The following is a 15,874-nucleotide window of genomic DNA, read 5'->3' on the forward strand; positions in this document are numbered from 1 at the left end:
GGAGGGCATCACGGTTTAACAGTATTGATGATTTGAATTTCCTGCTGAGAAGTCTCGATATCCTTACCCGGCAGCACATAGCTTACCTTCACCCGGTAGTTGCCTTCGGCAATGGGAGAGAAAGACGACGTGAGGTAAGACACCACGCCCGGGTTAGGCGAACCGGCACTGATGTACTTGTTCACCAGCTTGGACTGGATATCCCGGAAATCGTATTCGATGTAGTGCATGATGTCATACACAAAAGCTGCTTCGTTTGTAGCAAAGGAGAATCCGTTGGCTTCGGCGACCTGGTCGGTCATCGAAATGTTAGACGGGTATTGACGAATGTAGGTCGCGTTGCGTACCGGCGGCACACCCATGGCTTGCGGTGTACGCCACGTAATAACGCCACTCGCATCCAGCGGGTACTCGCGGTAAATTTCCGGTACAACAACATTCTCGAAGAAGGTATTGCCGGCAAGAACTGCCTCAAACCGCACAGTCGGCGAAATGTTACCCTTTCCAAAAATCTCCGACTCGCTAAACATCTCAGCGCCATTCAACGTCACACCCAGTTCATGTACGGCATTGCGGATCGGACGGCGCCAGGCGGCCGACTGATTCATTGCGGCAACCTTCGCTGTAAATGTGGGGTACTGGCTGCTCCGCACATAGCTTTGATAGATGGTCTTCTCTTCCAGCATTTCCATCGTACCGGTTGCCTGTTTGGAAGCGATCTCGATGTCGAGCGATTGTCCTTCCGACTGTACCTTGTCGGTCTTGGCAGTGACGTTCTGATCGATGGCCTTTTGTTTTTCGGCCGGTATATTTACCAGCTCCATCTGATACATCTGACCGGTGCGCAGGCCGGCGGGCAGGTCGAAGCTCACTTCGCTGTTGCCATACTGCACATCGAAGTATGCCTGGCTGTCGTCGGTTCCTACAAAGCGTCCTTTTTGAATAAAGCGTTTATCCTCGCCGAACAAGTACGGTTGGCCCTGCTTCAGCTTGATATATCCCTTGTTGTATTCCTGCGCATAGAAGTTCACCTGGTTTATCTCCGGATAGCTATACGCCACGTTGCTCTGCGGGATGTAGTCGGGCGCTTCACCGCTGGTAAAGCTGATGCTTTCGGTTTGGATAACCTTTTTGCCATCGACAATGACCGGGCGCCAGTTGCCAAGCATAAATTCTTCGAAGCTGATCTGTACTTCGGCCTTCAGCTCTTTCTTCGACGGGAAGATATCCGTCGGGCGGAAGGCTACCACGTCGAGGGCATCGTTCCACTCCAGGGTGGCGGGCAGCTCGCGCGCGCCATCTTTCACACGGAAATATTCCAGCTTCACGCGGAAAGTCTTCGGCTGCTCGTCCAGGTCCACCAGGCCGAACTCTCTACCTACGGCAAAGTTGAACAGGGTCTGCGGTGTCGTGAATACATCCACGTCAGAGGTGCCGTTGTCCGGCGTCAGCTGTGCAATGACCTCCAGGTCTTCCACCACACTGCCTCCGCGCTCGATCTCGCACTTGTCACCCAGGGTGACCTGGAACTTGCAATCGCCTTTCACCAATCCTCCCAGCACGCTGAAGTGGCCGCCGACCGTCCCCTGCATCCAGATGGGGTTCGGCAGCTGCGCCTGTAGTAACACGGCCGCACCGATGCTCAGGATGCTGATGTTTCGTTTCATACCAAACACCTTCACCCGTATACCCACGTCGCCGTCGAAATACGCATAGACCTGGCCGTTGGCATACCAACCGTTTATACCGAGGGGGCCGGAGCCTTTACAGCTTACATTGCCATAGTCTTTCAGCATTATATCGAAGCCGAGGCCGGCTTCAAAGCGGGCGTAGAACATGAGGAAGCTCAGATCGCCGGTATTGATGGCCAGGCCCGCACCGAATGCAAAGCCGGCACCGGTTCCCAGGGCGTTGAGGTCTTTCATGTAGTCATAATCGCCACCGCCCAGGATGCGCGTCACCGCTTCCGGCGGCGGCGGGCTGCCGAGGATTTTTGTGCCTACCATGAAGTAACTTGTCGCCGTGGCGCGAATCGGACCAACGCCCAGACTGATGCCGCAACGATCGTCCGGCGTACCGACATATACATACCATTCCGACGGAGCAAAGTGTAATACCGACCAGCCGGCACGACCGTTCGGACCTACACCTTTAATAATACCGCCGGCTACATTGATAAACACCTCGAAGTTTCCGTGCAACACGCGATTCTCGAAGTCGTAGTCGATCATGACCTTCGCCGAGATCTGACCCTTCTGCCCGGCTTTGTCGCCCACCTCACCAAAGATCTCGGTCATCGAGTTTTCGCTGCCGGCGCTTTTCACCAGCCCCATGGTCTTGTCGGCCATCGTGCTTTCCAGTTTTTTTACTACGCCGGTCATCTTGCTGGTAGCAGCCTTTAGCTTGTCCAGGTTTACGTCCAGCCCGGGCGTTACCAGGTAGCCGTTGCCACCAAAGGCAATGTGCCGCACACCGCCGGTCTTAAAGAAGGATATTTCAAACGTCACGTCGGCGTTGAAGGCCTCGGGTTTCGGATACGAGCCGATGCTTACAATGGCCTTGAGACCAAGACCCGCTTTGGTGTCGGGTACATAGACCACACCCGAAGCTGTTCTACCCAGATCGCTGCCCACGCCCTGGTTGTCCATCTTCATGGCGTAGTAAGCGCCACCGCCGAAACCGTAGATGCCCACGCCAGCGAATATGGGTATACCTGTCGGGAAGTTGACCATCGCGTCGGCATACCAGTAACGCATCCGGTTGACGTTACCGAAGATCGCCGTGGCCGTTACCTTCAGTCCCGGTGTGAACTCGGCCTTGACATTGCCATTAAAACCGTCTCCATACATCACGTCGTTGCGGTAAAAGATCAGGTGGCCGTTGATCTTGAAGGCGCCGCCGTCGATGTCGACGTTGATCTCATTTACTTGTATCGTCTTGAACTTCCACCGCTGCAGCCCCTGGCCTTTATCGAGGTTGCCCACCAGGGTCAGCCCGGCATCGGCCGCAAAGGAACCCGAGCTCTCGCCGACCAGGTTGAGCTTGAGCGTAAAGTCAAGTCCTGTTTCCGTGTCAGATATACTCTTCAGACCGATGTCCTGGATGCTGATGGGAAAGCCAGCCATGCGCTGTTGCAGCGCTTCCGAGCCGAATGTAAAGTTCCCAACTTTCAGGTAAGGCTTGACCGACTGGATCTCGAGGTTCTCGAAGGTGATGTTGGCAAGCTCTACACCCTGACCACCTTCGCTCAGCTTGGCGGCGATCGCCATCTGACCGTGCAGGTTTGCCTTCGGCTGGAACTTGCCATTCTGGATTTTAATATCGAGGTAGGAAGCGTCGTAAATCACGACTTTCCCCGCGCCCCAGAGCGGGAACGTCATATCCTCTGCCGGCGATACATTAAAAAGATAATTGCCGCCGGTGTTGATCAGGCCCGTATACTCAAATGGCCGATCTTCTTTACCGATCGGGATGACGATTCCGCCATTGAACTTCGCCTCCACAAGTTGGTTGGCTTCCAGTTCTACGCTAAGCTCTTGTAGAGAGAAGGCCCATCCGTTCATGTCGCCCTGCTCCATGGGGATCAGGTTACGGCCGGTAAACTTGCCACTCAAACCCAGGTTGTCGATCAATACATTTTCTGCGCTAAAGCTTGTACGGCCGGTCGCTCCTTTTTTCTGGAACTCCGGGGGCAGGCTCACCGTCAGCTCACGCAGGAAGAAGCCGCGCCACAAGTTGGCATTTTCGGGCAGCATCTGCGTCGACTGGTAGCCCGCGGGGAATACCACAGCCGGTGCGTTACGCACGTCGCTAAAATCAAATACGGCATCGCGCACGGCGAAGCCTACACCGTTCAGACCTGTTACCTGAAAGGGTGGCAGGTCGAGCTGTACTACCAGGTCGTTCCAGCTGGTCAGCGTTGTCTTAAAGCCAGTTTGTACGTTGCCTTCGGCCACGGTACCGTTGGCATTTTCAGGACGGATCAGGTCGCGCGAGAATTTTACTTCCGCATCGAGCCCCAGCTCGCGGAAACCGTCGCAGTCCATGACTGCATAGCAGCCCTGACCGGAGCTGGTGCCTTTCAGCAACAGCTGCACCTTATTGCCATTGAAGTTTATACCATAGTCGCCCAGCAATTCCAGGCGTGCATCGCCCACGATACCTCCTTGCTTGGTAAATTTTATACCGCGGGCCATGAAGGTCAGCACCTGCTCGTTCTGCGGCACTTTGAACTGCAGGAATACATCCAGCTCGGCATGGGTGGGTTTCAGGCGCATCGCATGAATGGCGATCTCGTATTCGATGCCGCCGATGGAGCGCGAGATGCCGACGGGCAACTCGAATTGCGACGCGTCGTGCAGGTCGGTAATGTAATTTTTTGCCGTGCGTACTTTGTCCATCACGGATCGCGCCAAGTCGATATACCGTTGAATGGAGTCGTTTTCCACCGGCATCATGCCTTCCGTCAGTACATCGGGCGCCTCTCCTATATTCCAGGGAGCGACAGACGATGACTGGAACATGAACACCGAGTCTTTATGGACCCGCAGGCTATCACCGGCAGCAGCGACGGCCCGGAGGCCAGGCACCAGGGCCACAACGAGTAAGGCAACTAAGTATAAACGTTTCTTCATCTTCGTGATTTTATACATCCGACAGGCACTGAACTCAGTACTTGTTTTTATTCACTTTATAACCAGGGTTTGCTTTAAACCAGTCGCGTACGATCTGCAACGCCGCCACGTAGTCTTTTGCATCGATGTCGCCACTGGCATCTACTTTCAGCGGATAGCCCTCGATGGCCGGCGCGAGCATCTCCATCACGCGATAGCCACAGGGTATACGCGCAGGGTGCTCGGCATCGGCCGAGTTGCAATTCGCGTCGGTGCTGTTTAATACCTTTACCAGGTAGTCGATCACTTCCTTGTTCCGGGTATATACCAGGTCAGGAAAGACCTCGTAGACCACTTCATCGTTCACGGGCAGCCGGCGCACACGGCTCATGATATTCTCAAGAGCATAACCATCGCCCATGCGCGCTAACGCCAGCATGGCCGACCAGCGGTCTTTCTTTGATGCGCTGCTTTCCTGGGCTATCGCGCGCAGGTCGTTCCGTACGGTGGCGACCTCCAGGTAGCCGACCAGCCGGGCAATTTTATCCAGGTGTGGGGCTCTTCTCTTCAGCAGGGCCACCAGCGAGTCCTGTGCTGATGACGTAAAATCTTCGCGGAGAAATTCCGGCAGGTAGCCCAGCGCAAGACCGGCATTTCCGGCATTTGTGTCGCGTGCGCCTTGCATCAGTTTCTGCACGGCTTCCTGCCGCAGGTGTGCCTGCCGGGCGTTGATGCCCGCAAGCTGCGCAATAGCATATGCTTTGCCGCGCACCGCCACCGCCGTGTCCGTCAGGAAAGGCGTGAGTGCCGCGAGCGTGGCTTTGCTGTTTTCAGTAATAGAGAGCTGCTTGGGTATAGCGGGATATTTTCCCGAACGCACTTCCGCAAAATACTGTTTCAGCATTTCTCTTTCGTTCTGGGCGAAACCCGATACGACTACGAGCATGCAAACCGTTGTCAGCGCCGCGCTGCAAGTATTTTTCCAAAAAAAACCGATCTCTGTCATAGTCCTTTAAGCTGAGTTTATACGGCCGCTCCTGTAATGACCTCTACTCGGGTGAATGTTTCGAATGATATTCCCATAAGGCCTTGCTGTTCGATCCGGCGCTTGATATTTTCACTCACCATGACTTTCGTACCACCTCCCCACAAAAATTCCCACGGTTCTTCATATACCCATGATAGAGGCTTAACGTACGTGCCTGGAAACTCGCCCGCGGTCTCTGCCGCTATTTGCTGGTACGTCTCATAGGAACGAATCTGTCCCTTCTGAAACGTTCGATAGGTCCTTGACTCGGCATCATCCGCCAGATCGATGACAGCAAAATCAATACTGTTATAAAGCAACTTCGGATAGTGCTGGTCTTTTACATGCAACAGGTGATATATTCTTTCATCGTCCGAGTCATTATAAAAATTGGTCATTCGCATAGTATACAACCCATGCTCCGGCCCCTGGAATTCCTGTAACAATGTCCTCAGCTCAGGCGATATAATTGCCTTACAACCACGCGGCGGCGCGGCCATATCGATGGCGGCATCCTGCATCCAGTCGTGGATGCTACCGTATTTGACGGTAGACTTCAACGCTTGGCGTGAGAGCATTTTCATGGAAATATCGTGCGGGTCACTCCACAGTGTATCGCGTTTAATGTGATGAGAAAGACCTAATCTTTTCTCTTCCGACATCGGCAGCATGGCTACCCAGTCGGTATATTTCTTATCCTGTTGAATGTTGTAGAACTTCATAGTCAATTAAAATATGGAACTGAAGTCGAGGTCATCGATATGCTTGTCCGCTTGCTTGAGGAGGCTATTGGCGTCGATCATGCCCTGATCGACAATAGCGCCTTTTAACTTGTCGCCAAGACTGTTGATCTTTTTATGCAATTCTTCCGCCACAGCTTCTTCTGTGATTCCGGGAGTTTTTTCATACAGTCCTTCCATAAACTCATCCAAGTGTTGCTGAATGCGTTCTGTGTAGTTGGTATGGTTTGTATGCAAACCGGTTCCATGCTTGAACCATTCCACCATAATCGTATTTTTTGGATTTTGCAAAGCATTGAAATCCAGCAAGTCCGCCTTCTTATAGTATTTAAAATAGTGTCGGAAGGCTGAGGACGTTGTAAACAATTCTGCCGGGAAGATATGGTGTGCCTGGAACTTATTAAAGCCCGCCGCCTCGAGGCGATCGAAATACGCTTCCCAGGCTTCTCCCGCTTGTTTCTCCGGGTAACCCGCACGCTTATAGATATCTTTCCAATCGAGCGTACGACGGCGTCCATTGATCACAAGATCTTCCAAGTCCCGGAGGATCTTTAAAGTGTTTTTATTGATGACACCCCGGCCATCCAACGAATTTTTACAGGGCACACAGCCATAGGTGTCCACCATGGCCTGTGCGTTTTTCTTATTCGATGAAACCTTAAAGTCGTCGGCCGGGTTTTCAACGCGTTTGAGATAGTCAATGTCCAGCCGCTTGATGGCTCCGTCGGCATCATATCCGGCCTTACTGCTGACATTGTCCATAAATGTCTTCCAGCGATCGACAACGGTCTCATCAATTTCATTGAGCGCACCACCAAGTACTTTTGTTCTTCCCCACGTTCTGGTAAGGTCATCAAGAAACACGTCGGCATAGCCGGTAGCGTTGATGCGGGCTATCACACGTGGATTAGATAAGAAATCCGACAGATTGGGCAGATTTTTGCCAGCAACCTTTCGGAGTATATCTTCCGAAACCGAAGGGAACTTGGACTTCAATAATTGGAATGTCTCTTCGAGAATCATCTCGGCCGTCCGTACCACAACCACGGAACCATCCGTGAGTTCTGCCAGACCACTGCCGTTGGCGTCGGAAAATATCTTACCCTGCTCATCCTTGATAATCTCCTTAATCCTCAGGATACCATCCTGGAATTGACTGGGATCAATCATAGCAGGTCCCGTAAACACGCGGCCATACGGATCAATCATTTGTGCGCGGACGACCACCCGGTTCCAATCAATTTCCGCGAAGGGTTCCCCCATCCGGGAAGCGATCTTGATGATGAGCTTGCCGCTTTTGAACGTGTATGTAACCACACCCTTAACCGACTGGAAAGCCATCTTGGTAGTAGCGCCAACTATTTTTGTAATCGGATTCAACTTATCGGCGATGGCATCGATACGTTGGACGATTTTTACAAAATTGGCAATCACCTTACCGAAACTTCCTTCAATCGCAGCGGGGTTGATGAAGCAAAGCGCAATACCTACTACGATGCCGCTGCTGTTGTGCGCCAGCTCGCACGGCTTCTGCGGATTGAACATGTCGGTAATGCCATCTTTCAAGGCTCCCATTATGCCCACACTTTTGGTATCGGGATTGTTATAGGTCGAAAGCTGATTATACATTTTGGACATGTCGTCCCATCCTTTCGAGCTGGCCAGTCCAGAGATCAGCTTTAACATTTGCGGAACCCCTGCCACCACATCAACAAGACCATCCCATAACCCACAGATCGCAGCAAGCTCGATCTGTTCCATGTTCTGAAGTTTCTGGAGAAGCGCTGCATTCTGCGGATCGTTCTGCAACAACTGCTTGAACTGTTCCTGCACAATCATGCGAATCGGCTTCAATGGAGCCGTAACCCAACCATACACCGTCGCGTAAATTGATTGGTACTCGTCAGCCTTGTCGCAATTCCAGACGGATTCGGGAATCTTGGCCTTCTCAACGCCCTTTGCCAGCCAATCGAAGAATTCGTACAACGCGGTGGCAATTTTATCCACTTCCGTGTCTTTATACTGGCTAATCAGATCATTAATATCCAGCTTCAGATTGTTCTTCGCATACTCCTGCATCAACTGGTTGGCATTATCCGTAACGCCCGACTGAAGCGTCCACGCCTGCCCGTTGTGGTGAATCCAGATTTTGACCGTGTCCCCCTGAGGTTTGTAGTTCTCTACGTATGCATACCGCTTAGGGTCATCCTTTTTGAGCGCCTCGTCGGTTACGAAAAGTATAGCTTTGGAGAAGTGACGATTACCCGGAGCCGGCTTAAGCCCTGCGAGCAATTTTTGCAGCGATTCGACATTTTGAATTGCCTGTTTGGAATAGTTCCGCACCGTAGCGCCTTCCCCTGCACCACCTTTAGCTCCTTCACAGTCAGAAACGCTTACAATATCGCATACAAATTTCCCGTCCGCCGTCTCCCCGATAATGAACGGCTTACCAATCGTACAGGTCGTTTGAGACGCAATTTTAATCTTGTATGCATCGCCGATATCATACAATGTTACGGCAGAATTTTGCTGGTACTCTTTGGTTTCGCTGGCCTTAAACGTTGTTCCCAAACCGCTCGCCACACAGCTACTGCACATCAGGTTTGCTTCCGCATGGGTAACCTCGCTCGTAACGGTCTTGCCATCGATCTGGACAGGCTGGGCGAGTTTCTTCGTAAAATAGGTGGTACCGACCTGGTATACTTTGCCATCCGAATACGTAACGGCTATCAGATACCGCCCTGACATGTGGAACTTGCGGATGTTTTTAACGATGTCTTCCGACAGAGTGATCAGACGATCTTTCTTGGTTAAGAATGTATAACCGTCGCATATAACGGAAGGTAATGATGCCGCTTCGAGCTGAACACCGTTCGGATCTTCCACAAACTCTTCGAAGGCCTCCATCGTCATCACCGCCAATTCGCCTTCTTCGTCGTCTTCAAACAGCCCCACAACGATGTCCTTGTATCGCAGTTTGTCCCACTGATACTTGTAAAGCTTGTCACCCGCGGGATAGTCCATCAGGTTTTCAGTAGCCCCTTGCGTCAACGTAATGTTAGGCTCCTGGAATGTGTGATGGAGATTGAAGGCTCCGTGCCCAAGTTCGTGAGCCATCGTCCGGACCATGGCTTCGGTATCACCGTTATGTGTACCGAGAAAGATAAAACCAGCCTGCTTGCTGCGCGGCATGTATCCTAATCCTCTTCCACTTTTCGGATTATCGAGTAAGAACAGGTAGAATGTTTCGTCTTGTAAAGCACCAAAGGCCTTGATAACGGCCTTCATATCGGCGGTATAGTTGGTTAACAAACCGCTTTCACCATCGTCAAACGGCGACGGCGGCGTGTGGGGAAGCCGTTCTGCCAGGCTCACATTCCAGCGCACGACGGCCTGTCCATAAATTTTGTTAAGCTCGGCCGAGATCTTATCAACTGTCAGACCTCCGGGCACTGTCACATTGCCCACCGGCACAATGACGACCGATTTGGTGATCTCCGCATACGTCGCTACGTTTAGCTTACCCAGTACCTGGTCTTTCTGTGTAGAATCAGCCGCCGGATAAATGGCCAGCAGGCTTTCGGTGTCGCCGTCAGTTTTGCCTGCTATCGATAGGGTTGTTTCCTGGCCGGTAAAGGGTGGCGCCGACACGGCGTTCCCACCTTGCTCAAACTTGATCTTACTCTTATCAAGCGTCGTGCTTTTCAGTATTGCTGTAACAGGATCGTTGTCATTCACAGCCACGGCCTTCCAGGCTACGCTGTAGTTGTCTTTCAGCTGCTCGTAGTCGCGCGCCAGTGCCGGGTACTTGTTTGCATCAAAACCATGCTTGGCCAGCGGCGCCGGCCCGAAGTTGAGCTCCAGTTTGTATTCACGGCTTCCGGCTTTGCCGGCAACATCGGCCGTTGTCTTATGAATATTACCCTTGGAGTCGATGAGATAACCGTTGCCCGCGTTGTCTTTCACGGCATAGTTGCTCCCCGGCGGCAGTGTTTGCGTGCTACCAGATTTATCTACTACCACAACCGAACCATCGTCATTCTTATAGACAGAATGGATCCCGTCTTTTACCGTAATCAGTGTATCCGCTACAAATCCATCGGGATCAAAGTCTTTCGGCAGGTTCTCTTCGATGGTGGTCAGTGCGGAATCGACAACGTCGAGGACCTCCTCCAGCTTATCCAGACCGTCCAGTAGCTCTTGCGGCACAATGTCTACGCCGCCGCCGGTTACGTTCATGACACCGTTCACCATGCGCATCTCCTTATTGACCGAGATGCTGGTGAACGAGGTACGGATTTTCGCCTTGTTAAAGTAAGGAACTTCGACAACGCCCTCTCCCGAGAACACGCCGTTCGAGCCACTGATCTTTGTCAGCTTTACATTAAAGTCGCCCGCGTCGATTACATCGCCCACCTTCAGCGATCCGGTCAGCTGCGCGGGGTCCAGGTCAAAGGTCTGCATCGGGTTGTTACAGGCATAGGCAGCTTCCGGTAGCTCCATCGTGGTCACTTTACCACTGGTGGCATACTGGCCGTCAAAGAAACCGCACGTGGCCGCTACCTGGTATTCGTACGTGGTGCCGGGCTTCAGCGACGTTATCTGCAGCTCGGGAACGGATACGTTGCTGTCATACCAGGCGGCCGTGCCGACCTCGCGATAGCGTACACGAAAGGCAGTTTGATTGAACGTTCCCTGCCAGGCCACGGTAAACTTGGTGGGGCTGACGGCGCTGACAGAAATACCCGTTGGCAGGTCGCAGGCGTCACCGTATATAAAAGAATATACTTCGCTGTAGCCATTGTTCTTAAAGAGATCAAGCTCGTCTACGCCCGCAATACTTTTAGCCTTGACGCGGAAGGCATAGCGGCGGCCGGGTTCCAGCGGTGTTTCGGCCGGACCATAAATAAAGGTGGTATTGGCCGTGGTGGTTTGAAGAATTGGCGGCGACGTGAGAATGGCATCGTTCGGATTGCGCGTCGAAGGCCAGACCTCTACCATCGTCACTTCGTATTCGGTGGTAAAGGCAGAATTGGGCGACCCGGTGTGACGGGGCGTCCATTGTAAAAGAACGTTCTGCGGGCTTTGCGCCTTCAGCTTTTCATCGCGTCCCGGCAGGTTGATAATGGGCGGATCGTTCAGGATCAGCCAGGCAATGGCACACGCGGTGTTGGAGATCTTGACGCCGCGGTTGTACTCCAGCACTTCAAAACAAAACTGGTAAACGCCTTCCGGCAGCTTACCCCGCTGCTCATACTCGCGCCGGGTTATACCCTGGAAGTTGAGGTTGTTGACATTAAAATAATCCGCCAGGTCCGTACTGATCAGACGCAACGGCACCCCGCCCTGAATGGATACCGGCGCGGGCCTGTATTCCTGTTTTGTCTCAATGGTAATGCCCTGCCCGACGATACGCAAACGGAAACGCACATCCAGTTGTGGCCGCGCAATATCGGCCAGGTATACGTTCAACGCCAGTCGCTCCGAACCGGAAGCGACATAGTCCGCCAGGTATAGCGAGTACGGAGGCGAGAGCTGCGTCGTCGCCTGTACCGGAAACACCTGCGCCCATACGCTGGCAGCAGCCAGGAACAGGAGGAGGAAGAGAAGTGAAACCTTTTTCACAGTAACGTTTTGGTTCATACACATGCTTTAAAAAACAAACGGCTGGCCCGCTTAGGCCCTGTCAACGCCCGAAACTATACGCATACCCCAGCGTGCCGGTAAACTCTGTAAAATCTTGTGAAGCACCCTCCTGTTGCGAGCTGCGGTTTACCCCCACCACGCTCAGGTTGATGTTGTGCTTTTTCTGTACCGTGAGGCCGCCGCCGACGCGTACGTTAATAATCGTATTGATCCGGCTGCTGTTGGCGTATGTTTCATTGTAGGACGACGACAGCGTCGCCCGTAATTTCTTTTCAAAAAAAGATTTGCTGACCGCCAGGGTTGGCCCCAGCGTCTTGGTACTGGCACCGATGCCTTCCGTAATGGTAGCATTAAAGGCGGCCGAAAGCATCACGTTCTTCGGCACGATCGACAGCGCATAGGCGGCGTTTACATTGTAGAATTGACTGCCAGTATTCTGTTCCACGTCTCCCTGCTTGTCGGCTGCGTCCTGGAACGTCAGGTTCACGTTGACTGATTGCCGCTTGTTGGGATTGGCGCCAAAGGTATACATGCCGGTAAGGGTGGCGTTTTGTGATACCTGCATATAGTTCAGCGTATCCAGGTTGTCATACGGAGTAAGTTGATTGATGTCCACGAACTTCGAGCGGATGTTGGTATATGTCTGGAAGTTCGAATAGGAAGCAGTAAGGTTGACTTTCTGCGAGGGCGCATAGCCCACGTTGGCAGAGCCGACAAACCGGCGCATGGTGCTTACTTTCGAGCCGTCCAGGTTGTCTCGCTGGGTACCGGCATTGACCGCCACGTTTACACGCCCGCTCACCATGGCCACTGTACCATTGGCTGTAATGTTCTCCAGGTCGTTGTTAAAGTAATACGAACCGAGCGTACGGTACTGCGGGTCGATCCGCTCATACGCTACGCCAATGGAGTACCCATCGTCCTGGTAATTCAGCGAGGTCTTGAAAGCCTTATAATAGGACGACGACAGCCGGGGCGTATACAAAAAACCGGTTTTAGCCAACGGATGGCTCTGCGAGGTTTTCTCCGTTCGCGTGTCGCGGCTCAACGCACTGGCCGACAGCTCAGCGCGCAGCAGGAAATGCTCGGCAATGGCTTTTCCGCCGCCGATGCTCATGACCAGGTTTTCTTCCGGCAGGATTCCCTCGTCTTCCGGCACATACCGGATGGAGTGCATATCGTCCTTGGCATGGAACATGATGACATCCACAAAATCTTTCCCGTCGCCATAGGTAGCCTTCATGCCATAGCCCATACGCTGAAATGCCGGCGTTACCGGGTTTTCGGCCAGCGTGTCGGGCTCGACAGCCTTTAGAAAACGGCCGTACAGTCCGCTAAACTTAAATTTCCCCTGTTGCGGGGCCACATCTACGCCGGCCCCTAAAAAGATGTGTCCGTTCACGGTATAGGGTGAAAAAGACATGCTGTTATAGCCAAAATGCCCTGTTACAGATTTGTACGTAGGGTGCAGGCTATATTGATTAAAAGGCTGCTGAAATGATGTGTTCTGGTTGGAAACCGAAAAGCTGAGCGGCACATTCCATCCATACAGGGAGAAGTTGATATTTCCCGACGCGTAATACGAGTAGGGGTCCCGTCGCGACTCGATGCCATCGACGGCGTACACAATCTGGCTGAGGGATACTCCGCCGGAAACGGTCAGCGCCTTCTCCCTACCGATGGCCTCCAGGTTCTGGGCCTGGGCACATACGGCGGAGCAACATACACCGACAATAAGGGTAAGCTTTCGTAACAACTTGGGTAAAGGTTAGACCAAATTCCAACTATGGTTAAAATCCAATGTGAAGGTATACCGGAGTTACGCAATCATACCGTGTCATTTGCACACCCTTATTACATACCGGATTTATCCGGTATGTACCCGGGGTGATCGCCGTTTAACGACATAAAATACCATACAACGGACACACTGAACTAGCTGCATTTGTTCCTGCTCACAAAACATACATAACGCACGGCGGCGTGGCAGACCGAAAAGTCCGGGAGGGATCGTGCGCCAGTTCCTTTCTACTGGTATGAGTAGTACCGCCGATAAAATATCGCGGCCGACAGTGTCGACACTGCCAGCATCATCCACCACATGCCACCGGCCAGAATCACCAAAAACATAACCATGAAGCTGTAGAACGCCATGGTTACAAATTTTGCCATCGACAGGGGAATCAAATACAAATAGCTGCGGAGCAGCATAGCCATCGCGATGTTCAATATCAATAACCCGCCGGCAATCATCCCACCGCCTTGAGTCGATAGCCAAATTATTTCAGGCAAGATTAAAAACAGATAAGCCAACAGCAAGTGTACATAGCGCTTCCAACGCGTCCACGGCAGGTTCGGAAGAAAACGGAGGTATGTATTTTCAAACTGCTGCCATTGGTACAAAACCACCAGGTTGCTCAACGCCAGCAACAACATGATCACTCCACCCATGCGCACATCTGCCGTGAGACTGCCAAACAGCAGCATACCCCCCGTCAGGATCATCCAGGAGAACAATTTCGTAATGGCCAGCATAAGCTTCTGCCGGTAGAAGAGCTCGTACAAATACAAACTGAACAATGGCTTCTTCCACCGTCGGGTGAGTGTCGTCATCCACCAACGCCCGGCATCGCCGCCCAGGCGATTTGTATACCCTACATACAACGCCGCGCTCGCCAAAATCACCAACACCCCGTAGACCGCGAGTAAAACCGGAATCAGATAATAATGATAAATAAGCCCGACGATCCAACAGAACAGTGCATATACAAACACGGGCAGCGAGATTACGCCTTGCACCAAACACCAGTCAGCAAACTGTCGCACCTTCGAAGCGGCCGTGACACTATATTTCAGGAATTGTTGCTCCGGCAGTTGTGTTTGTTTCAAAACAAAGCTCCAACTGCGCACGGTATAGATAGCCCATCCCACAAACACCACGATGCTTATGTGCGGTGACGACATAAATGACAGCGTAAAAATGAGATTGTATTTTATCCGGTCTGCTGGCTCGAGGTGGGTTTCGTTCAGCACGTTCATAAAAAAGAAGGACATCACGACTGTCACAAACAGAAACAGGAACAGTCCGGCATTGGCTTTATAGAAGCGGTGCGCAAAGACACGTATCAACACGTGGGCTACAGATCGCATCAGGCCGTGACAGTTACCGTGTGATGTTCAACCAGCAAGTATTGCGACGATAGTCCCTCCACCGTCAGGGGCTGATGCGAAGAGAGCAGAAATGTTGTGCCTTGCCGGGTGTGCTGTTCGTCAATCCACCGATTCAGGACGCCCAGGGCTTGCACATCCAGCGTAATGGCCGGCTCGTCCAGCAAAATGAGCTGTGGGGTGCCCAGGAACGCCAGCACCAGCGAAAGTTTTTTCAACATACCGCTGGAGTATGTGCCGATCGGTTGATGTATATAGGTCTGCATCTGCATACTCTCTATATAGTATTCCTCCTGGCGCCATGCTCCGCCCTTTGCCGTGCGAAAAAGGTCAATCATTTCCATGCCCGTCAGGAACTCCGGGAAAAGCGGTTCTGCCTCTGCGAAGTTTACCACGCGTCGGTACGGCACGGTATCTTTCTTCAGGCGAAGATTATTCCAGGTAATCTCGCCGTGAAAGTGCAGCACACCTGCCATCGAGCGCAACAATGTGCTCTTACCAGAGCCATTCGCGCCCTTCACCCAGTAAATACCGGTGGGCAGTGTAAGCGCATCGATTTGTAAGATCGGAATAGTGCCGTATTGTTTGGCAAAGTGGTCAAACCGTACCATAGCCGTTGCTTTTTACTTGTCTGCTGGCATACGTCGCCCACTTTTATCAGGAATTACAGCGCACCTGAC

At 52.4% G+C, this 15,874-nt stretch carries 7 protein-coding genes; all 7 read right to left on the reverse strand.

Translation table 11 applies throughout. The features are described from left to right. Positions 1 to 8: 8 nt before the first annotated feature. Positions 9 to 4,634 (reverse strand): hypothetical protein, encoded by a 4,626-nt coding sequence (locus K7P01_RS09905; protein WP_267292444.1) that lies wholly within the window; start codon positions 4,632 to 4,634, stop codon positions 9 to 11. 34 nt (positions 4,635 to 4,668) lie between these two features. Next, complete coding sequence (locus tag K7P01_RS09910) at positions 4,669 to 5,619, reverse strand: hypothetical protein (RefSeq protein WP_267292446.1); 951 nt, start codon at positions 5,617 to 5,619, stop codon at positions 4,669 to 4,671. A gap of 17 nt (positions 5,620 to 5,636) precedes the next feature. After that, positions 5,637 to 6,362: a hypothetical protein gene (locus K7P01_RS09915; protein ID WP_267292448.1), complete on the reverse strand. Its 726-nt coding sequence runs from the start codon at positions 6,360 to 6,362 to the stop codon at positions 5,637 to 5,639. Between the two features lie 6 nt (positions 6,363 to 6,368). Further along, positions 6,369 to 12,023: a fibronectin type III domain-containing protein gene (locus K7P01_RS09920; RefSeq protein WP_267292450.1), complete on the reverse strand. Its 5,655-nt coding sequence runs from the start codon at positions 12,021 to 12,023 to the stop codon at positions 6,369 to 6,371. Positions 12,024 to 12,066: 43 nt separating this feature from the next. Then, positions 12,067 to 13,782, reverse strand: a complete 1,716-nt coding sequence (locus K7P01_RS09925; RefSeq protein WP_267292452.1) for an outer membrane beta-barrel family protein — start codon at positions 13,780 to 13,782, stop codon at positions 12,067 to 12,069. A 272-nt stretch (positions 13,783 to 14,054) separates the two neighbouring features. Then, entirely contained in the window at positions 14,055 to 15,176 is a 1,122-nt protein-coding gene (locus K7P01_RS09930; RefSeq protein WP_267292454.1) for a hypothetical protein, read from the reverse strand. Then, positions 15,176 to 15,805: an ABC transporter ATP-binding protein gene (locus K7P01_RS09935; RefSeq protein WP_267292456.1), complete on the reverse strand. Its 630-nt coding sequence runs from the start codon at positions 15,803 to 15,805 to the stop codon at positions 15,176 to 15,178. Before K7P01_RS09935 ends, K7P01_RS09930 begins: the two co-directional genes overlap by 1 nt. Positions 15,806 to 15,874: the final 69 nt, after the last annotated feature.

The sequence above is a fragment of the Parachryseolinea silvisoli genome (assembly GCF_021190955.1).
Lineage (GTDB): Bacteria > Bacteroidota > Bacteroidia > Cytophagales > Cyclobacteriaceae > Ohtaekwangia > Ohtaekwangia silvisoli.